Annotated in this window: 18 protein-coding genes, 1 tRNA gene and 2 pseudogenes; 14 read left to right on the top strand and 7 right to left on the bottom strand. The window is 72.3% G+C overall.

Going from position 1 to position 20,689, the window contains the following annotated elements; translation table 11 throughout:
• From M3C17_RS16555 to M3C17_RS16540, 4 genes and pseudogenes are all read left to right on the top strand, one after another.
• Nucleotides 1-549, top strand: a pseudogene (locus M3C17_RS16555) (hypothetical protein); the annotation flags it as partial.
• On the top strand, nt 546-1,724 hold the full coding sequence (locus M3C17_RS16550; protein WP_259979053.1) for an acylneuraminate cytidylyltransferase: 1,179 nt from the start codon (nt 546-548) through the stop codon (nt 1,722-1,724). The pseudogene M3C17_RS16555 and the gene M3C17_RS16550, both read left to right, overlap by 4 nt.
• Nucleotides 1,725-1,818: 94 nt before the next feature.
• On the top strand, nt 1,819-2,691 hold the full coding sequence (locus tag M3C17_RS16545) for an N-acetylneuraminate synthase family protein (protein ID WP_259979051.1): 873 nt from the start codon (nt 1,819-1,821) through the stop codon (nt 2,689-2,691).
• Nucleotides 2,688-4,100 (top strand): DUF6716 putative glycosyltransferase, encoded by a 1,413-nt coding sequence (locus M3C17_RS16540; protein ID WP_259979050.1) that lies wholly within the window; start codon nt 2,688-2,690, stop codon nt 4,098-4,100. Before M3C17_RS16545 ends, M3C17_RS16540 begins: the two co-directional genes overlap by 4 nt.
• A 16-nt stretch (nt 4,101-4,116) precedes the next feature.
• Here M3C17_RS16540 and M3C17_RS16535 read toward each other — a convergent pair whose 3' ends face one another.
• The 3 genes from M3C17_RS16535 to M3C17_RS16525 form a co-directional block, all read right to left on the bottom strand.
• On the bottom strand, nt 4,117-4,983 hold the full coding sequence (locus tag M3C17_RS16535) for an SDR family oxidoreductase (RefSeq protein ID WP_259979049.1): 867 nt from the start codon (nt 4,981-4,983) through the stop codon (nt 4,117-4,119).
• A gap of 145 nt (nt 4,984-5,128) precedes the next feature.
• Nucleotides 5,129-5,908 carry an ABC transporter permease gene (locus tag M3C17_RS16530; RefSeq protein WP_259979048.1) on the bottom strand — a complete coding sequence of 260 codons (780 nt, stop codon included), beginning with the start codon at nt 5,906-5,908 and terminating at the stop codon, nt 5,129-5,131.
• Nucleotides 5,905-7,002, bottom strand: a complete 1,098-nt coding sequence (locus M3C17_RS16525; protein WP_259979047.1) for an ABC transporter ATP-binding protein — start codon at nt 7,000-7,002, stop codon at nt 5,905-5,907. The genes M3C17_RS16530 and M3C17_RS16525 overlap by 4 nt, the downstream gene beginning before the upstream one ends.
• Before the next feature lie 63 nt (nt 7,003-7,065).
• On the opposite strand from M3C17_RS16525, the gene M3C17_RS16520 reads away from it, so the two are divergent.
• Both M3C17_RS16520 and M3C17_RS16515 read left to right on the top strand, forming a co-directional pair.
• Nucleotides 7,066-8,058 (top strand): YafY family protein, encoded by a 993-nt coding sequence (locus M3C17_RS16520; RefSeq protein ID WP_259979046.1) that lies wholly within the window; start codon nt 7,066-7,068, stop codon nt 8,056-8,058.
• A gap of 59 nt (nt 8,059-8,117) precedes the next feature.
• Nucleotides 8,118-8,193, top strand: a tRNA-Met gene (locus M3C17_RS16515).
• A gap of 37 nt (nt 8,194-8,230) precedes the next feature.
• Here M3C17_RS16515 and M3C17_RS16510 read toward each other — a convergent pair.
• The 3 genes from M3C17_RS16510 to M3C17_RS16500 form a co-directional block, all read right to left on the bottom strand.
• The gene (locus M3C17_RS16510; protein ID WP_259979045.1) at nt 8,231-10,309 is read right to left on the bottom strand and encodes a bifunctional lysylphosphatidylglycerol flippase/synthetase MprF; all 2,079 of its coding nucleotides are present in this window, start codon (nt 10,307-10,309) and stop codon (nt 8,231-8,233) included.
• A 63-nt stretch (nt 10,310-10,372) separates the two neighbouring features.
• Entirely contained in the window at nt 10,373-11,026 is a 654-nt protein-coding gene (locus M3C17_RS16505) for a DsbA family protein (protein WP_259979044.1), read from the bottom strand.
• Between the two features lie 69 nt (nt 11,027-11,095).
• Entirely contained in the window at nt 11,096-11,515 is a 420-nt protein-coding gene (locus tag M3C17_RS16500; RefSeq protein ID WP_259979042.1) for a hypothetical protein, read from the bottom strand.
• 73 nt (nt 11,516-11,588) lie between these two features.
• Here M3C17_RS16500 and M3C17_RS16495 point away from each other — a divergent pair, with 73 nt between their 5' ends.
• The 3 genes from M3C17_RS16495 to M3C17_RS16485 are packed head-to-tail and all read left to right on the top strand — an operon-like array spanning nt 11,589 to nt 14,462.
• Complete coding sequence (locus tag M3C17_RS16495) at nt 11,589-11,939, top strand: PLD nuclease N-terminal domain-containing protein (RefSeq protein WP_259979041.1); 351 nt, start codon at nt 11,589-11,591, stop codon at nt 11,937-11,939.
• A 14-nt stretch (nt 11,940-11,953) separates the two neighbouring features.
• Nucleotides 11,954-13,603: a 2-succinyl-5-enolpyruvyl-6-hydroxy-3-cyclohexene-1-carboxylic-acid synthase gene (gene menD / locus M3C17_RS16490; RefSeq protein ID WP_259979040.1), complete on the top strand. Its 1,650-nt coding sequence runs from the start codon at nt 11,954-11,956 to the stop codon at nt 13,601-13,603.
• 16 nt (nt 13,604-13,619) lie between these two features.
• A complete protein-coding gene (locus tag M3C17_RS16485; RefSeq protein ID WP_259979039.1) occupies nt 13,620-14,462 on the top strand; it encodes a polyphosphate kinase 2 family protein in 843 nt (280 codons plus the stop codon).
• Nucleotides 14,463-14,471: 9 nt separating this feature from the next.
• Here the strand turns inward: M3C17_RS16485 and M3C17_RS16480 are convergent, their stop codons facing one another.
• Nucleotides 14,472-15,725: an isochorismate synthase MenF gene (locus M3C17_RS16480; RefSeq protein ID WP_259979037.1), complete on the bottom strand. Its 1,254-nt coding sequence runs from the start codon at nt 15,723-15,725 to the stop codon at nt 14,472-14,474.
• A 55-nt stretch (nt 15,726-15,780) separates the two neighbouring features.
• Between M3C17_RS16480 and M3C17_RS16475 the strand changes: the two genes are divergently transcribed.
• The 5 genes and pseudogenes from M3C17_RS16475 to M3C17_RS16455 all read left to right on the top strand — a co-directional run.
• Nucleotides 15,781-16,344, top strand: coding sequence for a DUF402 domain-containing protein (locus M3C17_RS16475; protein ID WP_259979036.1), 564 nt, complete (start codon nt 15,781-15,783; stop codon nt 16,342-16,344).
• Nucleotides 16,341-17,060, top strand: coding sequence for a class I SAM-dependent methyltransferase (locus M3C17_RS16470; protein ID WP_259979035.1), 720 nt, complete (start codon nt 16,341-16,343; stop codon nt 17,058-17,060). The genes M3C17_RS16475 and M3C17_RS16470 overlap by 4 nt, the downstream gene beginning before the upstream one ends.
• A 43-nt stretch (nt 17,061-17,103) precedes the next feature.
• A complete protein-coding gene (locus M3C17_RS16465) occupies nt 17,104-18,165 on the top strand; it encodes a polyprenyl synthetase family protein (RefSeq protein ID WP_259979034.1) in 1,062 nt (353 codons plus the stop codon).
• A 58-nt stretch (nt 18,166-18,223) separates the two neighbouring features.
• Nucleotides 18,224-19,597, top strand: coding sequence for an FAD-dependent oxidoreductase (locus M3C17_RS16460; RefSeq protein ID WP_259979033.1), 1,374 nt, complete (start codon nt 18,224-18,226; stop codon nt 19,595-19,597).
• A gap of 63 nt (nt 19,598-19,660) precedes the next feature.
• A pseudogene (locus M3C17_RS16455) lies at nt 19,661-20,689 on the top strand (hypothetical protein); the annotation flags it as partial.

The raw sequence follows: 20,689 nt of genomic DNA, 5'->3' as shown, positions 1-20,689 counted from the left end.
CACGGCATCGCGTTCGCGGAGCACCGGGGACGCGGGGCGGCGGAACTGCTCGCGGAACGGCTCGACGCGCGCGCCGTGGTCGCAGCCTTCTCGACGGCGCTGCCCACGGCCCAGACGCTGTTCGGGCGCGAGATCGGGTCGGCGGGCACCGCGCAGCTGCTGACCGCCCTGGCGCCCTTCGAGAACAGCAACCGGGTGCCGCTGGTGCTCGTCGACGCGCTGACCCGCGCGGACGCTCCTCGTGCGACACCCGCCCGGCTGCAGCACCTCGTCGATGCGGTCGGCTACGCCATGCAGCCCGAGGTCGCGGCGCACCTGCGGCCCCGCGCGGAGGAGCTGCTGCATGAGCTCGACGACGCCGAGCGCCGGCGCTACTTCGCAGACGAGCGCCTGCGGCTGCTGGGCCTGCCCGGGGCGCCCAGAGCCTCGGCAGGGGAGCGGCTGCTGCGCCCGAGCGGCGGGGTCGGTCGGTGGGAGGAGTGGCGTCTGACCGCGGTCGGCGCACGGCGGCGCGCAGGTCGCGCGTGGAGGGAGATCCGGGGAAGATGACGAGGGTGCAGACGAGGGACGAGCAGGCGCCGAGGGCCGTGGCGATCATCCCGGCGCGCGGAGGGTCCAAGCAGATCCCGCGCAAGAACCTGGAGCGCGTGGGCGGGGTGCCGCTGGTCGTGCGGGCCGTGCACGCGGCGGCGAAGGCGGCGAGCATCGATCTGGTCGTGGTCTCGACCGATGACGACGAGATCGCGGCGGTGGCCCAGGAGGCCGGCGCCCGCGTCGTGCGGCGCCCGGCGGAGCTGTCAGGCGACACAGCCTCCTCCGAGAGCGCACTGCGGCACGCGGTCGACGAGCTGGAGCGCACGGGCGAGCGGTTCGCCGTGATCGCATTCCTGCAGGCCACGTCGCCGTTCATCCCGAGCGACGCGCTCAGCGCAGCCGTCGATGCCGTCGCGGCGGGGGAGGCCGACAGCGTGTTCTCGGCCGTGGAGACCTACGGGTTCCTGTGGCGCCAGGGTCCGGGCGGCGCCGCCGAGGCGGTCAATCACGATGCCGCGCACCGCCCCCGCCGCCAGGACCGCGAACCGCATCACCTGGAGACCGGCGCGTTCTACGTGCTCCGCGCCGAGGGCTTCCGCGAGACCGGGCACCGCTTCTTCGGCCGTGTCCGCCTCGCCCCTGTGCCCGCGTGGAGCGCGATCGAGATCGACGATGCCGAGCAGCTCGCGGCTGCCCGTGCGCTCGCGGCGCTGCGCGACACGTCGGGGCCCATCCCGGTTCGAGCCGTCGTCACCGACTTCGACGGCGTGCACACGGACGACACGGCCATCGTGGACGCGGACGGCGAGGAGCGCGTGCGCGTCAGCCGGGAGGACGGCATGGGCGTGTCCCTGCTGCGGCGCGCGGGCGTGCCGATGCTGATCCTCTCCACCGAGGTGAACCCCGTGGTGAGGGCCAGGGCCGAGAAGCTGCGGGTGCCGGTGCTGCACGGCATCGACGACAAGGAGTCGGCGCTGCGACAGTGGGCGCACGAGCAGGGGGTGCCGCTCGCGGAGATCGCCTACCTCGGCAACGACGTGAACGATCTGCCCGCGCTGCGCATCGTGGGCTGGCCGATCGCGGTCGCGGATGCGCACCCGCAGGTGCGCGCGGAGGCCAGGGTGGTGCTGCGACGGCGCGGCGGCGACGGGGCCGTCCGTGAGCTCGTCGAGCGCGTGTTGTCGAGCTGACCGACGCCGGTAACCCTCCGGTCGGCGGGTGTTCACCCCGGGCCCGTACTCAGGAAGGACGGGTGGGAGAGCACGTCCGTGGACCGGAGGAACCATGACTGTCAGCATCGGATCGCGTGTGATCGGCGGCGGACGACCCGCCTACGTGATCGCCGAGATCGGCCTGAACCACAACGGCGACGTCGACATCGCCAAACGCCTCATCGACGTGGCCGCTCGTGCCGGGGCCGATGCCGTGAAGTTCCAGAAGCGCACCCCGGAGATCTCCACGCCCGAGCACATGCGCGATGTGCCCCGCGAGACGCCCTGGGGCGTCATGAGCTACCTCGACTACCGGCGCCGCGTCGAGTTCGGTCGCGACGAGTACGTCGAGATCGGCGACCACGCAACGCTGCACGGTCTGGACTGGTTCGCGTCCCCGTGGGATGTGCCGAGCGTGCAGTTCCTGGAGGACCTCAACGTCGTGGCGCACAAGGTCGCCTCCGCCAGCCTCACCGACACCGAGCTGCTGCGGGCGCTGCGCGACACCGGGAAGCCCGTGATCCTCTCCACCGGCATGTCGACGGTCCCGCAGATCGACACGGCACTCGACACCCTCGGCACCGATCGCGTGGTGCTGATGCACGCCACGTCGACGTACCCGCTCGAGCCGGAGGAGGCGAACCTGCGGGTGATCGCCACGCTGCGCGACCGCTACCCCGGGGTGCCCGTGGGCTACTCGGGCCACGAGCGCGGCCTGCAGATCTCGCTCGCCGCGGTCGCGATGGGCGCCGTGGCCGTCGAGCGGCACATCACCCTCGACCGCACGATGTGGGGCTCCGATCACGCGGCGTCTCTGGAGCCGACCGGGCTGGAACACCTGGTGCGCGACATCCGGGTGATCGAGAGCGCGGTGGGCGACGGCGTGAAGCGGGTGTTCGACAGCGAGCGCGCCCCCATGGCCAAGCTGCGCCGCGTGCCCGCATGACCGACGGTGCCGGGATGCGCATCGTCGCGGTCGCCGATGCCGACTCGTTCGTGAAGTGGTCCGCCGCGCTGCTCGCAGGCGTGCCGGGGCTGCGGCCGCAGCTGCTCCTCGTGCGCACGCCGCTCACGGTGAGCGCGAGCCAGCAGCGGGCGGCGCTCGACGGCACGGGGCTGACCTCCGCCGATGTCACTCTGGCCGACTTCGCCGGGGCGCGCACCTGGCTCGAGCGGCAGCAGCCGGACGTGGTGCTGCTGGCGGGGCGCGGACCGTTCGTGCGTCTGATGGGGCGTGTGGTCGATCAGCTGCCCACGCGGCCGGTCACGGTGTCGGGCCTTCCGGGGATGGCGATTCCCGCCCAGCGTGGCGCCCTCGACTACCGACGGCACACCGATCTGCTCATCGTGCACTCGCACCGCGAGCGACGGGCGTTCGCGGCGCTGGGGGAGCGGATCGGCGTGCAGATGCCTCTGGCGCTCGCGACCCTGCCGTTCGCGCGCGGCCGGGAGCGGCTCCGCAGCGGCGGTTTGCGACAGGAGCGGGTGGAAGCACGGATCCTCGCGGGCGGGGTCGCGGGAGGGGTGGCCGTCGCGGAGCGGCCGTCCGGCGCGCCGACCCCGGCCCTGCGTCGGCCCGGCGCGACGGACGTGGTGTTCGCCGCGCAGGCGCTGGTGCCGGGCGACGCCGCCGAGCGCGCGGACATCGCGTCGATCCTGGTGCGCGCCGCGGAAGCCGATCCCTCCCGGCGGGTGGTGGTGAAGCTGCGCGCGCGCCAGGGCGAGGCCGAGACGCACCGGGACCGCGACCCGTACACGCGCCTGCTCGGCGACAATCGTCCACGCAACCTCGTGTTCTCGCACGAGCCCATGGCTGCGGCGCTGGAGACGGCGGCAGGACTGGTCACCGTGAGCTCCACCGCGGCGGTGGAGGCCCTGGCGCTCGGGGTGCCCGTGATCGCGCTGGACCGTTTCGGCGTGCGCAAGGAGCTGCTGAACACGGTGTTCGTGGGCAGCGGACTGCTCGGCGGCGCGGGCGAGGTGGTGGCGGGGCGGTTCCGGCAGCCCCACCCCGGATGGCTGCGCGACAACTACTTCCATCCCGCCGCGGAGTCCGACTGGTGGGATCGGGTGCAGGAGCTGGTCGCCCTGCGTCGTGCCGGGGCGCTGCCGCACCGCCGGGTTCCGGCCGCGCGCGGCGGGGTGCTCCACGAGGCCTGGCATCGGGCGAGCGTGCTCGGGCGGCAGGACCGCTCTATCACGGGCGCACTCGCGCTCGCGGTGGGCGCGCCCGCCGTGCGCCTGCACTCCGCCTGGCGCGACCGTCGGCGCTCACCCGGAGCGGACACCTGGTCCGACACGACCACGGATTACACGCTCGAACCGAATCCCTTCCGCGACTCGATCCGCCGCTGAGCCCGCGGCCTGGCGCTCACACCGTGCGCCAGGAGTGGCTCTCGATCGCGGCGCCCGCCTGCGGCCCCATCTGCAGCATGCCTCCGTCGATCACGACCGAGGCCCCGGAGATGTACGCGGCCTCGGGGGAGGCGAGGAACGCGATCAGCGCCGCGACCTCGCGCGCGTCGCCAGGGCGCCCGAGCGGGATGCCGGGGCGGTCCTCCGTGTGCGGGTCGGTGTCGGTCTGCCCGGTCATGGGCGTCGCGATCTCACCGGGAGCCACGCTCACGGCGCTGATGCCGTGGCCGCCCAGCTCCAGCGCCAGGTTCTTCATGAGACCTCCGAGCCCGTGCTTGGCGGTGTCGTAGGCGCTGGCGCCCACCATCGGCTGATGCTCGTGCACGCTGGTGACGGCGATCAACCGGCCGCCGCGTCCGGCCGCGACCATGGCTCTGGCCGCCCGCTGCAGGCACACGAACGCGCCGGTGAGGTCGGTGTCGAGCACCCGGTTCCACTCCTCGAGCGTGACGTCGAGGAACGGCGTCTGCAGACCGGCTCCCGCGTTGTTCACGAACACGTCGACGCCGCCCAGCTCCGCGATCAGCCCGTCGACCACGTCGCCGCACGTGGGGATGTCCGCGACGTCGAGCCGCGCGACCACCGCCCTGGCTCCGTGACTGCGCACCTCGTCGGCGGTCTCGTGTGCACCGGCCTCGTCGCTGTGCCAGGTGATGCCGACGTCGATGCCGGCGGCGGCGAGGGCCACGGCGGTCGCCCGCCCGATCCCGGAGTCGGCGCCGGTGACGATCGCGCGTCGCGCCTCCGCCTCGAGCCGTTCCTGCGGGACCGCGATCTCCTGGTGCGGCGTCGGGGTCTTGTCGTTGTGCTGCGATTCGGACATCGCGGACTCCTCTTCACTCGGCATCGGTGCGTGCGACGGTACGGCGCGGTCGCCGAGCGGTCGAACCGCTTGACGGCGCCGGGGGCGCGCGCTAGCGGACGGACGCCGTTCCACGGGGGACCGGCATCCGTCCGCTGCGGCCGTGTCAGCTGCTGCGACGGATGGCGCGCACGCCGACCATGAGCCCGACCACGGCGACGGCGACGGCGGCCACCCACCCCCACAGCACGGTGAGGTCGCCCAGGTCCCCGGCGAACAGCGCGCGCTCCGCCTGCACGACCCAGTTGACCGGGTTGACGGCGGCGACCGCGCGCATCCAGTCCGGGGCGGCGTCGAGCGGCAGCAGCATCCCGGAGAGGATCAGCAGCGGGAAGATGAGCGCCTGCTGCACACCCCAGAACAGCCACTCGCGGTCCTTCGTCGCCAGCGCCAGGGCGTAGGAGAGGGAGCCGAGGCCGACGCCGAACACCGCGAGCAGGGCGAGGCCGACGACGAGCCCGAGGACGTCGACCGCGAAGCCGAACGGCCAGGCGATGAGCACGATGATGAGGGCCTGCACCACGATGGGCGCGATCTCCTTGAGCGCACGCCCGATGAGCAGGGACGAGCGGGCGAGGGGTGCCACCAGGGTGCGCTCGTGCGAGCCCGTCATCATCTCGTATTGCAGGTTGGAGCCGGTGGATCCGGTGCCGAACAGCACGATCATCACGAGCACGCCCGGCACGAACCAGCCGAGGGTCTCGCCGGCGGGCTGGCCGGATTCGCCGATCAGCAGCGGGGTGAACAGGCCGAGGAACACGAGCGGCTGGAGCAGGCTGAAGATCAGCGTGAACGGGTCGCGGATCACCGGCTTGAGCTCGCGCGTCAGCACGTGACGGGTGTCGCGGGCGAGCCGAGGGCGCACGGGGGTGGCGGTGGCGGTCATGAGAGGACTCCGGAGGTCGTGGGCGATGCCGCCGCGGTGGCGGAGGGGGAAGGGGAGGAGGTGGAGGTGGAGGTGGAGGAAATCGTGCCCGCGGCTCCGGTGGGCTCGCCCTCCTCGGTCTCGGCGGCGCCCTCTCCGGCTTCGCGCAGCGTGCGCCCGGTCAGGGCGAGGAATACGTCGTCGAGCGTCGGGGGCACGCCGGTCGCCCGCTGCACGACGATGCCCTCGGCGTCCAGTTCGCGGACGACCACCGGCAGCAGGCGGTCGCCGTCCGAGACGGTGAGCGACAGCGTGGCGCCGTCGCGGGTCACGGCAGCGGAGCTGAGGCGGCCGATCACGGCACGCGCCCTCTCGGCGTCGGCCTCAGCGGCGAAGCCGACCGTGAGCACGTCGCCGGCGAGGGTGGCCTTGAGGGAGGCCGCGTCGTCGTCGGCGATGATGCGGCCCTTGTCCATGACCATCACGCGCTCGGCGTAGCGGTCGGCCTCCTCCAGGTAGTGCGTCGTGAGGAAGACCGTGGTGCCGTGCTGCGTGCGCAGGTCCAGGATGTGCTCCCACAGATTCGCGCGGCTCTGCGGGTCGAGGCCGGTGGACGGCTCGTCGAGGAAGAGCAGGGGCGGCGCGTGCATGAGCCCGAGGGCGATGTCGAGGCGGCGCTTCTGCCCACCGCTCAGCTGCTGCACGGTGCGGTTCGCGAACGACGCGAGGTCGAGCGAGCCGATGAGCTCGTCGGCCCGGCGGACGCTGTCGCGCTTCGACATGCCGTAGAACGCGCCCTGGCTGAGCAGCTCGTCGCGCACCCGCTGGGAGAAGCTGCCGCTGGTGAGCTGCCCGACGTAGCCGATCCTGGCCCGCACACCCGCCGCATCCGTGCGGATGTCGTGGCCCACCACACGGGCGGTGCCGGCAGACGGCGGGATGAGGGTCGTCAGCATGCGCAGGGTGGTGGACTTGCCCGCGCCATTGGGTCCGAGGAAGGCGACGAGCTCGCCGCGCACGGCGCTGAAGGAGACGTCCGCGACGGCGTGCACGGTCGTCTTCTTGACGGTGAAGGACTTGGTGAGGCCTTCGGTCTCGATGAGGGATTCGTTCATGTGCGAGAGCGTAGAAAGCAATGCGGACACATTCTGTCCGCGATGTCTGACAATCTTAGATCCATGACCGACACGACGTCTCGAGCGCTGGCCCTGCTCAATCTGCTGCAGACGCACCGGCATTGGCCGGGCACGGAGCTGGCCGCACGACTCGGGGTCACGGAGCGCACCGTGCGCCGCGACGTCGAGCGTCTGCGCGAGCTCGGCTACCGCGTCGAGTCCACCCCCGGGGCCGCCGGCGGCTACCGGCTCGAGGCGGGGAGCGCGGTGCCGCCGCTGCTGCTCACGGACGACGAGGCCGTCACCATGGCGATCGGTCTTCGCGTCGCCGCCACGCAGCAGGTCGTCGGCGGGGAGGAGGTCACGCTGACGGCGCTCGCGAAGCTGGAGCAGGTGCTGCCGTCCCCGCTGCGTCAGCGCGTGAACGCGCTCGCCGCCTCTGTGCGACCTCCGCGCATCGGCGATGCGCCCGTGGTCTCCCCGGCCGTCATCGGCGACATCGCCCTGGCCACGCGCGACGGGGAGCGGCTGCGGCTCCGGTACGTCGACGGGGCGGGGGAGGAGAGCGTGCGCCGCGTGGAGCCGCACGCACTGGCCCCGGCCGGACGGCGCTGGTTCCTGCTCTGCTGGGACCTCGACCGGGACGACTGGCGCACCTTCCGCGTCGACCGCATCGTCGCGGTGGAGCACACGAGGGTCCTCTTCGCGCGCCGCGACATCACCGCGGAGGAGGTGGAGGAGCGCGTGTTCGTCGCCGCCTCGTGGTCGCCGCAGAAGATCGAGACGGACGCGGTCATGGCGCTGCCGCTCGCCGCGATGCAGGAGCGCTTCGGCGTCTGGGCGCAGGGCGCCACGGCCGAGGGGCCCGACCACACGCGCTGGCCCGTGGGCGGCGGCGACTGGCGCGAGGCGATGTACGGGCTGCTCTGGATCCCCGCGGGCGTCGAGTACACGACGACCTTCCCCGAGCCGCATCGCTCCGAGCTGCGCGAGGCGCTGGAGCGGATGCTGCGCGCCCTGGACGCGGAGCCGGACGCGTCGCCCGGAGACTCATAGCGTCATCCCAGGCAATCGTCCTGGCGGCAGAGGTCACGGCCAGGTAACGTCGTCCCCATCGCGGCGATCCGGGCGGTCCCGGGCCCCGGCTCATATCCGGAGGCGTTGCGGGTTCGACTCCCGCCGTCGCGTCCACGAAGGAACGGGCGGGAGGGCGTCGCCGTCCCGGCTGTCAGTCCTTGTCGCCGCCCCGTATCAGTTCGAGCCCTGCGCCGGCGAACTGCCGCAGCGAGGCATCGGGGAGGAATGCCCTGGTCAGGGCGCCGCCGATCCGGGTGAGGTCGCTCTCGTCCCGGAAGAGGAGGTACATGGTCTCGTACCGCGGATGGAACTTCTGCTTGAAGCGGTGCAGCGAGCGGAAGCCGTACACCGGCTCCAGCGCCTCGGCCAGGCGCTCGCTCAGCGCCGCGAGCATCCCGGCGCCCGGCGGATAGTCGTGGGCCAACGGGGCGCCGGAGAGCGACATGATCTGCGCGCCCTCCTCGGAGAACTGCTTGGCGGAGGAGCCGATCAGGAACTCCATGACCGGGCCGAAGCCGCCCTCCCTCCGGCGCATGAGGTCGAGTGTCCAGCCGCGCACGGTCCCGCCCTCGCCGTATACGGGCAGCCAGGAGAGGAAGCCGTCCACGTCGCCGTTCGGCGCTATCGCCAGGGCCAGGCGGACCTCGGGGTCCTCCGCCTCCTCGAGCGTGCCGAGGGTGAACCTCATCTCGGGGAGGTCCTTCTCACCCACCCATTGCTCGGAGATCGCCCGGAGCTGCTGCTGCACGCCCCACGTCTCCTGTTTGAAGTGCGTCAGCCGGAACGTCATGTCCTCGCGCCCCGCCCGGTTCAGCGACGTTCGCACGGTGTTCCACCGCTTGCCGGTGAACTCCAGCCCCGGAAGGTCCACGATGGTGTCGTCGGCGACGACGAGGCTGCGCCACGTGGCAGGCACTGCCGCGCGGGTCGCATGGTCGGCGCTGAAGAAGCACGGGATCACTCCGGCCGCCTCGACGGTGCGGATGTAATCGACGACGGCTTCCGCACGCCGATCCGCCGGACCGATCGGGTCGGCGAGGGCCAGGGCCACGCCGTTGCGACGCTGGTACGCGACGATGCCGCCGTCCACCCTGGCGTAGTCGTTGCCGTCCCAGGTGGTCATCCACGACAGGGTGCCGCCGCCGTGCGTGCGCAGCTCGCGCTTCATGTCGTCCACGGTGGGAACCGGCTCGCGGCCGAGGACGCTCTTCCGGCGAGTGCGGAACGCGCGGCGCACGGCGATCAGGTAGATGAGCACGAGCAGCCAGATGAAGCCGCTCGCGAGAGCCAGCTCCGTCTCCGCATTGGCGAACGACTCGACCGTGGAGAGGTCGAACAGCACGATCGCCGTGACGATCAGTCCGGCGGTCACCACGTTCAGGGTGCCGAGGAAGAGAGCCAGAATCCAGGCCCACCGCCGTCCGCGGCGCAGACCGTTGGCGATCAGCAGGATCACGGCGAGGTCGATCGCAGTGTCGATGAAGCCCCCGGACGCGGGCTCCGTCGGGCCGAAGGGGCCGTCCGTGGGCACGACCAGCGCGACCGTCTCGATCGCTCCGACCACGATCAGCGCGATGACGGCGATGAACCGCTGCTCGCGGACCGTCGTGCGCGACACCCGCAGGGTGCGGTCGACGGCGAGGATCAGCACCACGGCCACGAGGTGCTCGAGGTTGGCCAGCTTGCCCCAGAACATCATGGGGATGAACACGTAGCCGAGCAGGATGAGCCAGCCGCGCACGCGCCAGGGCGGGCGGAACAGCCCGACCGCGGCGGCCATGCACGCCATCGTGCCTCCGGAGGCTCCGACGTCGAGGTCGTTCGACTGCATGAGTGCCCAGTTCCACGGCAGCTCCGTGGCGAGGATCAGGAACAGAGCTGTGGCGTAGATCGCGAAGAGCTGGCCGATGGCGAAGTAGGCGGCTGCGACGCGGGTGCCGCGGTGGAACTCCAAGTACGCCATCCCCCAGAACCCGGCGATGGTGGGGATGTAGACAAGGGGCTGGTTCACGAAGAACGTTCCGGTGACCGGTGTCCACCACAGACCGTGGGTGAAATTCGGCAGCCCGTAGGCGACGGAGATGAAGAAGTCGGAGTCCTCGAAGGGTCGCCACAGGCCCTGCCAGACGACCCCGACGATCAGGATCAGCGCGACCATGGTCAGGGTCGCCGGGATGCGGCGGAGCACGGCGAGCAGCGGGCGCACGGGAGCGGCGGGAGCCTCTGACATGCGGCCAGCGTAGCGACGGCCTCCCCCGACCGGCGGCACCCCGGTCGGGGTATTCCAGCATGATCAGCGGCCGAGCGCGGCGTCGATCGCCTGCTCCAGGTCGTCCCACTCCTGCAGCTGCACCATCTCGCCGTCGACGAAGAACGTCGGAGTGCTGTTGACGGCCAGGCGCTCGCCGTCCCGCTTGTCCTGTTCGACGCGGGCGAGCGTCGCCGGATCCGCGACGGCGGCGTCATACGCGTCGAGGTCGAGGCCGAGCTCGTCCGCGAACGCCCGGAACACGGCCGGCGTCTCCTCCGGCTGCTCGCCCCACTGCGTCTGGGTCTCGAACAGGTGGTGGTACATGTCCTCGAACCGACCCTGCTGCGCCGCCGCTTCCGCGGCCAGGGCGGCCTGCGTCGAGTTCACGTGGCCGGGCAGGGGGAAGTAGCGCACGACGTAGCGGATGTCTCCCGCGTACTTCTCGCGGAGCTCCTCCACGACCGGGTAGAACGCGCCGCACGCCTCGCACTCGAAGTCGAGGAACTCGACGACGGTGACCGCGTCCGGCCCGCCCTCGTCGAGCACGTGGGAGTCGGTGCGGACGGTCGGCAGCTTCTCCCCGGCCTCGGGGTCGGCCTCGGGGCCCTGCTGCACGATGGACCAGACGATGCCGGCGGTGACGAGGACGACGGCGACGGCGATGGCGATCAGCGTCGCCTTGACAGAGGTTTTCATGGGTTCTCCAGACACACGGGTACGACGGATGAGGGGGGCCGCGGCGGCGGCGGTGCACTCGTTCCGACGTCAGGTGCGCGAGATGGAGAGCTCGGTGAGGGAGGGCGTGGAGGGGAAGCGGAGGCACATCGCCCGCGGGGGCGCCGCGGCCCGCGTGAGCAGTGCGAGGGGGCCGGGGCTGCGTCGTGCCAGGAGGCGGTGCAGCAGCAGGGCCAGCGCGACGCCGCACAGCGCCGCGACCGCGCACACCACGGCGTCCGCGTCGACCGGGTCTGCGGGGGCGACGGCGGCGGGAGCATCCGGAGCATCCGCGGGCGCCGATACCCCGGCGGCGAGGCACAGCGTCCCGTGCGTGTCGCCGGGCCCGTGCGCCGTCGACCAGGCGCCGACGACCAGGAGGAGCGCGAGGCCGACCGCGATCACCACTCGGGTGATCAGCATCCGCTCGGCGCGCGCTCGCGGGGTCCGGGTGGTCGCGAGGGGCAGCATGTCCCGCGCAGTCTAGCAATGGCGCCTCTGCGCCCCGGAGCCGCTGGACCCCCGACGCGCCTACACTGGAAGGGTGGCGAGACTACTGATCATCGGCGGCTTCCTCGCCGCCGTGTTCTGGGTGTTCAGCATCGTCGACTGCGCCGTGCAGCCGCCGACGCGGCACCGTGGCGTGCGCAAGGCCGCCTGGATCGCCATCGTGGTGCTCATCCCGGTCATCGGCGGCATCCTGTGGTTCGCGATCGGCCGCCGTCGTGCGAACGACCAGGGCGTTCCCCGGGTGATCGCACCGGACGACGACCCCGCCTTCCTGCGCAGCATCAGCAAGGCCGAGCAGGACGCGCGGATCCGTCGTCTGGAGGAGGAGCTCGCCCGCCTCGACGAGGAGACCGACGAGCCGCCCGCCGCGGACCCGCGCCCGTGACGGCGTCTCCGGCGATGGACGCGGCTGCGTCCCTGTTCGCCGAGCTGATCGCCAACGGCGTGCGCGACGTCGTGATCTCTCCGGGGTCCCGCTCCCAGGCGCTCGCGCTGGTGGCGGCCGGTCTCGCGGAGGACGAGCTGCTGCGCGTGCACGTCCGCATCGACGAGCGCGTCGCGGGCTTCACGGCCCTGGGTCTCTCCCGGGAGAGCGGCGTCCCCGCGGCGGTCGTGTGCACGAGTGGCACCGCGGTGGCCAATCTGCTTCCTGCCGCCATGGAGGCGTTCCACTCCGGGGTTCCGCTCCTGCTGCTCACCGCCGACCGCCCTCCGGAGCTGAGGGGCGTCGGCGCCAACCAGGCCACGATCCAGGAGGGCCTCTTCCACCCCTGGGTGCGCGCGGGCATCGACGCGCCCGTCCCCGGTGACGGCGGCTGGGCGGGGCTCGCCGCCCGTGCCGTCGCGATCGCGGTCGGGGCGGAGGACGCGGACCACGCGGTCCCCGGTGTCGCAGGGCCGGTCCACCTTAACCTGCCGTCGCGGGAGCCGCTCTCCGGGGCGATGCCGTCGCTCGCGCCGCAGCCGGGCGCGCTGCCGTCGCCGCCGCCGCGCGAGCCCCATCTGCTCGCGCACGGTCCGCGCACGATCGTGCTCGCGGGTGCCGATGCCGGACCGGTCGCGGAGGAGATCGCGCACGCGGGCGGATGGCCCCTGGTCGCGGAGATCGTCAGCGGTGCGCGCTTCGGTCGACAGCTCGTGCACGGGTACCGGCGGCTGCTGGCTCGCGACGACCTCGGCGGCCGCATCGAGCGGGTCGTCGTGCTCGGCCATCCCACGCTCAGCCGCGAGGCCGCACGGCTGCTCGCGCGCGCTGACGTGGAGGTCGTGGCGGTGCGTCACGGCGGCGAGGAGCTCGACCTGAACCACCGGACGCACGCCGTGGCCGCGGTCACGGTCGCCGCCGGCGAGCCCGACCGCAGCTGGCTGGGCGAGTGGATGCGGGCGTCCGCCACGGAGGCCGTCGATCTGAGCGAGCACGCACCGGACACGGCGGGTCTCGCCTCCACCGACTTCGCCGCGCGGCGGGAGGCCGTGAGGGCAGAGCTGGACGCGGTGCGGCGACCGCTCGACCGCGCGCGTCTCGTGGACGCGGTGTGGCGGGCCACCTGGCCGCACGACCGTCTGATGTTCGGATCCTCGCGACTGGTGCGCGTCGCCGACGAGGTGCTCGCGGGCAAGAAGGTCCCCGTGCACGCCAACCGCGGCCTCGCAGGCATCGACGGCACGATCGCCACGGCCACCGGCATCGCGGCCGCGAGCCAGGCGGCGGGCGCTCCCGGCGTGACCAGAGTGCTCCTCGGCGACCTCGCCTTCCTGCACGACGTCGGTGCGCTGCTGCTCCCGCCGGGCGAGCCGGAGCCCCGGCTGCAGGTCATCGTCGGCAACGACGGCGGCGGCACGATCTTCGACGGCCTCGAGGTGGCGTCATCCGCTCCTCCCGCGCTGCTCGACCGCGTGTTCTACACGCCGCACGGGGTGCGGCTGGAGCACCTCGCGCTCGCCTACGGCTGGGAGTACCAGCGCGTGACGACGCGGACCGCACTCGATCAGGCGCTCACCTCCCCGCATGGCGGCCGCCAGATCATCGAGGTGCCGCTGGCGCGCTGACTGGCAGGATGTGCGTATGAACGCGCACACCTGGACGCAGCGCCTGCGGGTGCAGCCCGGCTTCCGGCTCGCCGACGTCGACCCCGACGCGAAACCCGGATACGACCACGGCAAATCGCACGGGGTGGCCGACCTCGCGGCAGGGCTCGAACGGCTCAACGAGCTGCAGGAGCGGCTGTTCGCGGAGAGCCGCGTGGGTGCCGCGAAGGACTCCGTGCTGCTGGTGCTGCAGGCCATGGACTCCGCGGGCAAGGGCGGCATCGTGCGGCACGTGGTGGGCGGTGTCGATCCGCAGGGCGTCGCGCTCGCCGCGTTCAAGGCGCCGACCGAGGAGGAGCGGCAGCACGACTTCCTGTGGCGCGTCGAGAAGCGGCTCCCGGACCCCGGGTTCATCGGGGTGTTCGACCGTTCGCACTACGAGGACGTGCTGATCGGGAAGGTGCGCGGGCTCGCCGACCAGCAGGAGATCGAGCGACGGTACGACGCGATCAACGCCTTCGAGGAGCGCATCGCGGCGTCCGGCACGCGGATCGTCAAGGTGATGCTGCACATCTCGCCGGAGGAGCAGAAGGCGCGGCTGATGGAACGGCTCGAGCGCCCGGACAAGCACTGGAAATACAACCCGGGCGACGTGGACGAGCGGATGCTCTGGCCGCAGTACATCGAGGCGTACCAGACCGTGTTCGACCGCACCTCCACGGAGGCGGCGCCCTGGTACGTCGTGCCCGCGAACGCCAAGTGGTATGCGCGGCTGGCGGTGCAGGAGCTGCTGCTCGCGGCCCTGGAGGACATCGATCCGCAGTGGCCGGTCGCGGACTTCGACGTGGAGGCGGAGAAGCGTCGGCTCGCCGCCAGCTGAGACCGGGCCTCAGGCGAGGGCGTCCACCAGCGGGCGGAACTTCACGCGCGTCTCCAGGAGCTCGCTCTCCGGGTCGGATCCCGCCACGATGCCTGCGCCGGCGTAGGCGGTCACACCGATCTCGCCGTCGCCCGCGGTGAACTGCGCGCACCGCAGCGCGATCGCCCACTCCCCGTTGCCCGCGGCGTCGACCCAGCCGACCGGCCCGGCGTAGCGGCCGCGGTCGAACGGCTCCAGCTCGCGGATCGCCGCGATCGCCGCCGGGGTGGGCGTTCCGGCCACGGCGGCGGTGGGGTGCAGCGCACGCACCAGGTCGAGCGCGGTCTTGCCGTCGTCCAGCTCGCCCTCCACGTCGGTGGCGAGGTGGAACAGGTTGGGCAGCTTCAGCAGGAACGGCTGCTCGCTCGCCGCGAGAGCGCGCGTGTGCGGCCGCAGTTCGGCGAGCACGCTCTGCACCGCGTACTGGTGCTCGTCCAGGTCCTTGATGCTCGAGGCGAGGTGGCTGGAGGCGGCGGTGTCGGCGTCGGCGTCGGCGCCGCGGCCGATGGTGCCGGCGAGGACGCGTGCGGTCACGGTCCGGTCCTGGACCGTCACGAGGGTCTCCGGGCTGGCGCCGATGAGGCCGTCGACCGCGAAGGCCCACGTGTCCGGGTAGCCGGTCGCGAGCGCGCGGACGAGGCGGCGCAGGTCGGAGCCTTCGGGGATGCTGCCGCGCAGGTCGCGCGCGAGGACGACTTTGCTGAGCTCGCCGTCGGCGATGCGGCCGAGGGCGGCGCGCACCGAGTCCTGGTATCCCTGCGGGCTCTGCGCCCCGGGGCCGACGGTGCCCGCCCAGTGCGGGCCGTACGGCTGCGTGTGCAGCGGCTCCTGGTCGGGGGCCTGGGTGGCGAGGCGCATGCGCGTCTCCCAGAAGCGGTCGCCGTGCCGGCCGAGGACGCGCGAGGGCAGGATCAGCACGCTGTCGGCGTCGGAGTGCTCGTCGAAGGTGAAGGCGCCGAAAGCGACGAGGCCTGTGCCGGGCAGTCGCAGCGGGTCGGAGACCTCGGCTTCGGCGGACATGCCCCGCCAGACGCGCGCGAGCGCCTCGGCGCGCGTGACGCCCGGCTCGACGGCAGGGCGCATCTCGGCGAACGGCTCTCCGACCGCGACGATGCCGTCACCGCGACGCAGCCAGGCGAGCGGGCGGGCGGGGTCCGCGAAGGCGAGGAGGTCTTCGACCGGGTCGATCTCTCGGGTCTCGACGACCAGGTGGGTGTGCTGCACCCGTCCAGCCTATGCCGCGGCGCCCGCGTCGATCCCGCCGTCGTAGGGTGGGCGGATGAGCGATGCGCGCCCCGCTGCCGGTACCGAGATGATCTTCCAGTGGCGCAAGTGGGACGGCTCGCCGCACTGGCGCCACGAGTGCGTGTATCTGGGCTCCGACGAGTGGGGCGACTGGGTGGGGCAGCCGACCGGATGGCACAGTGCCAGGCCCGGTGCGGAGTTCCACGCCGCCTCCCCGAACGTGACGCTGGTGCCGCCGAGCGGGGACTTCGCGCTCACCGTGAACCGCCGTCACCCGCGCGGCATGCGGGTCTACATCGACCTGGGGTGGGACGTGCGCTGGACGGAGGACCCGCTGCTCGCGACGGGCATCGACATGGATCTCGACGTCGTCCGGGTCGAGGGGGAGCGCGGCACCTGGGTCGACGACCGGGACGAGTGGGCGGAGCACAGCGTCGCGTTCGGCTACCCCGCGCCGGTGATGGCGCACCTGGAGGACCTGGCTCTCGACCTGGAGTCGCGCGTGCGCGCGGAGGTCGCCCCCTTCGACGCGGCGACCGCGGATGCGTGGCTCGACCGGCTGGAGGCGCTCAACCTCGCGCCTAGACTGATCGGGTGACCTCGAACGAGAAGAACCGCGCCGACCTCGGCAAGGACCCGTCCCGTGTGAGCGGCATGTTCGACCAGGTCGCTGCGGGGTACGACCGCACCAACACCGCGATGACGTTCGGCAACGACGCCCTATGGCGTGCCGCGACGACCAGGGCCGTCGCACCGAAGCCGGGGGAGCGCATCCTCGATCTCGGCGCGGGGACGGCCTCCTCCTCGGCATCTCTGGCCCGCAGCGGCGCGCAGGTGGTCGCGGCGGACTTCTCGCCGGGCATGCTCGCCGAGGGCCGCCGCCGCCACGGGGCGATGCGCAACCTGTCCTTCGTGCAGGCGGATGCGACGGCGCTGCCCTTCGCGGACGACGAGTTCGACGCGGTGACGATGTCGTATGCGCTGCGCAACGTGAACGACCCGAAGAAGGCGCTGCGCGAGCTCTACCGCGTGACCAAGCCGGGCGGGCGGCTCGTGATCAACGAGTTCTCCACCCCGCCGGGGCGGCTGTTCCGCGGTGCCTACCGCTTCTACAACGCGCAGGTGCTGCCGCGCGTGGCCCGCGTCGCCGGCACGAACGGCGATGCGTATGACTACCTGAACGAGTCGATCCGCGACTGGCCGGACCAGAAGCGGCTGTCGGCGTGGATCCGTGAGGCGGGGTGGCAGGACGTCGCGTATCGCAACCTCTCCTTCGGCATCGTCGCGCTGCACCGCGCCCGAAAGCCCGCGTGAGCGCGGCGCGGACGGCGTCATCCGACGCGGGTAGGCTGGGAACGTGACTTCGAGCCCCAGCCCCCCGGGTTCGCGACTGGCGAGCCGTCTCGGCTTCAGCGATCGCGTCTTCATCGGCCCTGCCGCCCGTCGCGTCGCCCGCACGATCGAGGACGGGCTGGAACTCGTCGAAACGGGTCTCGCGGAGGACGTCCGCGTCGCCGACCCGCTCGCCGACGCCGCCAGCCGCTATCTGTACGAGGCCGGGGGCAAGCGCATCCGGCCCGTGCTGACCCTGCTCGCGGCGCAGCTCGGCGACGGCAACACCCGTGAGGTGATCGACGTCGCCAAGGCGCTGGAGATCACGCATCTCGGCTCGCTGTACCACGACGACGTCATGGACGGCGCCGACCGCCGCCGCGGTGTCCCGGCGGCGCATGCCGTGTGGGGCAACAACATCGCCATCCTCACCGGCGACATCCTCTTCTCGCGCGCCAGTCAGCTGATGTCCCGCCTGGGCGAGCGCGCCATCCGCCTGCAGGCCGACACGTTCGAGCGGCTGGTCCTCGGGCAGATGCACGAGACCCTGGGGCCGCAGCCCGAGGACGACCCGATTGCGTTCTACATCCAGGTGCTGGCCGACAAGACGGGCTCCCTGATCGCCGCCGCGACCCAGGGCGGAGTGATCTTCTCGAACGCGCCGAGCGAGTTCGAGGAACCGCTGCGGGTGTACGGCGAGAAGATCGGCGTCGCGTTCCAGCTGCTCGACGACGTGATCGACCTGTCGGCGAAGCCGGAGGAGACCGGCAAGGTCCCGGGCACCGACCTCCGCGCCGGCGTTCCGACCATGCCCTATCTGCTGCTGAAGGCGGAAGCCGACGCGGCGTCCGCCGACCTGGCCGCGCGCATCGACGACGGCGTCGCGCTGATCGCCGACGGCGCCGACCCGGCGATCCTCGACGGCCCGCTCGACGAGCTGCGCGACCATGCGGTCACGCAGAAGACGCTCGAACTCGCTCACGCGTGGACCCAGGAGGCGATCGACGCGCTCGGTCCGCTCCCGCGCGGCACCGTGCGCGAGGCGCTGACGCGTTTCGCCGAGACCCTCGCAGAGCGCTCCAGCTGACCCGGCGGGCCGGCCCACCGGCCGCGTCTCCGCCGTCACGGCATACGAAAGGACCACCATGACCAAGCTCAGACTGGCCATCGTCGGCGCAGGCCCCGCCGGCATCTACGCCGCGGACATCCTGCTGAAGGCCGAGCGCAAGTTCGACGTCTCGATCGACCTGTTCGAGCAGCTTCCCGCGCCCTACGGCCTGGTCCGCTACGGCGTCGCCCCCGACCACCCGCGCATCAAGGGCATCATCACCGCACTGCGCGACGTGCTGGACCGCGGCGACATCCGGCTATTCGGCAACGTCCGCTTCGGCGAGGACATCACGCTCGACGACCTGAAGCGCCACTACCACGCGGTCATCTTCGCGACCGGTGCCATCCGGGACACGTCGCTCGACATCCCCGGCATCGACGCGATCGGCTCCTACGGGGCGGCGGACTACGTCAGCTGGTTCGACGGGCACCCGGACGTGCCGCGCGAGTGGCCGCTGGACGCGGCTTCCGTCGCTGTCCTCGGCAACGGCAACGTCGCGCTCGACGTGTCCCGCATGCTCGCCAAGCACGCGGAGGACCTGCTGGTCACCGAGGTCCCGGAGAACGTGTACGAGGGGCTCAAGGCCAGCGCCGTCACCGATGTGCACGTGTTCGGCCGCCGCGGTCCCGCGCAGGTGAAGTTCACTCCGCTGGAGCTGCGTGAGCTCGGCGAACTGCGCGACGTGGACATGGTCGTGTACGACGAGGACTTCGACTACGACGAGGCGTCGCGCGACGCGGTCGCCAGCAACAAGCAGGTCATGGTGATCGACCGGATCCTGCAGTCGTGGCGCAAGCGCGACTCCGTGAACAATGCCGGCGGTACGGCCTCGCGGCGGCTGCACCTGCACTTCTGGGCCAAGCCCGTCGAGGTGCGCACGGACGAGCAGGGCCGCGTGGCCGCCCTCGTCTACGAACGCACGAAGCCGGACGGGCAGGGCGGCGCGATCGGCACCGGCGAGCTGCGCGAGGTCCCGGTGCAGGCGCTGTACCGGGCGATCGGCTACTTCGGCTCGCCGCTTCCCGGTGTGCCGTTTGACAAGAAGCACGGCGTGATCCCGAACCGCGAGGGTCAGGTGCTGGCGAAGGACTCCAACGAGCGCGTGCCCGGGGTGTACGCGACGGGCTGGATCAAGCGTGGCCCGGTCGGCCTCATCGGCCACACGAAGTCCGACGCGATGGAGACCGTCCGGCACGTGATCAACGACCAGGGCTCGTGGTGGCACCCGGAGGACCCGTCGGAGGAGGCGATCCCCGCTCTCCTCGCCGAGCGCGGTGTGGCGTGGACGGACCTCGACGGCTGGCACCGCCTCGACGAGCACGAGATCGCGCTGGGAGCTCCGCAGGAGCGTGCGCGGGTCAAGGTGGTGCCGCGCGACGAGATGGTCCGCGTCTCGCGCGGGGAGTGACCGTCCCCCGGGATCGCCGCCGCGGTCCCGGGTCGGCGCGGCCCTCCGCCCTAGGCTGAGAGCATGCGACACCGTCACCTCCTGGCCCTCGGGGCCGTGGCCCTGCTGCTGCTTTCCGGGTGCGCCCCCGAGCCGGAGGTCGAGCCCACGAAGACGCCGACCGCTTCGGCATCGCCCACCCCCACCCCGGAACCCGCGGTCGCTCCGACCCCGGCGTTCGACGTGACGTGCGCGGAGGTCGCGGCCGAGATGACGGCGACGGCCGGCGCGTCCGAGGCGGAGGTCGCCGAGGTGCTCGGCGTGTGGTCGGCGCCGAGCTGGTATCCGGGCCCTGCGCAGCACATGTTCCAGCGCGCGGGCGGCATCGCCTGCTCGTCGGGGACGCCGGACCGCAACTGGGAGGTCACGATCGCGCCCGGCGCCACGGCGCTCATCGAGGGCGCCGAGTCGCGCGGCGGCTACTTCGGCGAGGAGTCCCGCTGCGAGGTCGGCGGGTACTGCTTCTTCCAGGTCGTCGACGGCGAGGTGCTGGTGTCGGGCATGGTCGTCGACCCGTCCCTCGGCCCCGACGATGCCGAGACGATCGCGGAGGGGCTTCGTCGCCTGGGCGCGTCCGCGGCCTCGTCGCTGCGCGAGGTCGAGATTCCGGAGAGCGCGGTCGCCGGCGTCGAGTGCTCGCGCTTCCTGACCACGGAGGAGTTCGCCGGCCAGCTGGGTTCGGAGGTGCACGTGATCGACGCGTTCGGCGGCTGGTCGATCCCGTCCGAGGTCTACCAGACGGTCAACGGCTCGCGCATCTGCTACTACGCATCCGGCGAGGACGAATACAGCGCCCAGGGCTATCTGACCATCACGACCCTTCCCGGCGGAGCCTGGGCGTTCGACCGGATCGAGGGCCAGGAGGAGGTGGAGGTGGAGGGCGCCGATGCTGCGCTCTCCGGAAGCGACGAGCTCGGCCGCGCCGTGCTCGACCTCCGCGTCGGCACGGACTGGCTGCGTCTGACGACTTTCGAGGGGTCGGGCCTCAGCGACCTCGCGCCGCTCGCCTCGATGATCGTGGAGAACTTCGCCGTGGGCCGCCCCGGCGGGCGC

The sequence above is a fragment of the Microbacterium sp. p3-SID336 genome, assembly GCF_025143365.1.
Taxonomy (GTDB): Bacteria; Actinomycetota; Actinomycetes; order Actinomycetales; family Microbacteriaceae; genus Microbacterium.
This window is presented reverse-complemented; position numbering and strand designations above follow the sequence as displayed.

Excerpts from the sequence above, each read along its gene's own strand:
- M3C17_RS16535 (WP_259979049.1), bottom strand. The coding sequence starts at position 4,983 with ATGTCCGAATCGCAGCACAACGACAAGACCCCGACGCCGCACCAGGAG.
- M3C17_RS16475 (WP_259979036.1), top strand. The coding sequence starts at position 15,781 with ATGAGCGATGCGCGCCCCGCTGCCGGTACCGAGATGATCTTCCAGTGG.
- M3C17_RS16530 (WP_259979048.1), bottom strand. The coding sequence starts at position 5,908 with ATGACCGCCACCGCCACCCCCGTGCGCCCTCGGCTCGCCCGCGACACC.
- M3C17_RS16550 (WP_259979053.1), top strand. The coding sequence starts at position 546 with ATGACGAGGGTGCAGACGAGGGACGAGCAGGCGCCGAGGGCCGTGGCG.
- M3C17_RS16500 (WP_259979042.1), bottom strand. The coding sequence starts at position 11,515 with ATGCTGCCCCTCGCGACCACCCGGACCCCGCGAGCGCGCGCCGAGCGG.
- M3C17_RS16460 (WP_259979033.1), top strand. The coding sequence starts at position 18,224 with ATGACCAAGCTCAGACTGGCCATCGTCGGCGCAGGCCCCGCCGGCATC.
- M3C17_RS16505 (WP_259979044.1), bottom strand. The coding sequence starts at position 11,026 with ATGAAAACCTCTGTCAAGGCGACGCTGATCGCCATCGCCGTCGCCGTC.
- M3C17_RS16520 (WP_259979046.1), top strand. The coding sequence starts at position 7,066 with ATGACCGACACGACGTCTCGAGCGCTGGCCCTGCTCAATCTGCTGCAG.
- M3C17_RS16510 (WP_259979045.1), bottom strand. The coding sequence starts at position 10,309 with ATGTCAGAGGCTCCCGCCGCTCCCGTGCGCCCGCTGCTCGCCGTGCTC.
- M3C17_RS16545 (WP_259979051.1), top strand. The coding sequence starts at position 1,819 with ATGACTGTCAGCATCGGATCGCGTGTGATCGGCGGCGGACGACCCGCC.
- M3C17_RS16540 (WP_259979050.1), top strand. The coding sequence starts at position 2,688 with ATGACCGACGGTGCCGGGATGCGCATCGTCGCGGTCGCCGATGCCGAC.
- M3C17_RS16485 (WP_259979039.1), top strand. The coding sequence starts at position 13,620 with ATGAACGCGCACACCTGGACGCAGCGCCTGCGGGTGCAGCCCGGCTTC.
- M3C17_RS16525 (WP_259979047.1), bottom strand. The coding sequence starts at position 7,002 with ATGAACGAATCCCTCATCGAGACCGAAGGCCTCACCAAGTCCTTCACC.
- menD (WP_259979040.1), top strand. The coding sequence starts at position 11,954 with ATGGACGCGGCTGCGTCCCTGTTCGCCGAGCTGATCGCCAACGGCGTG.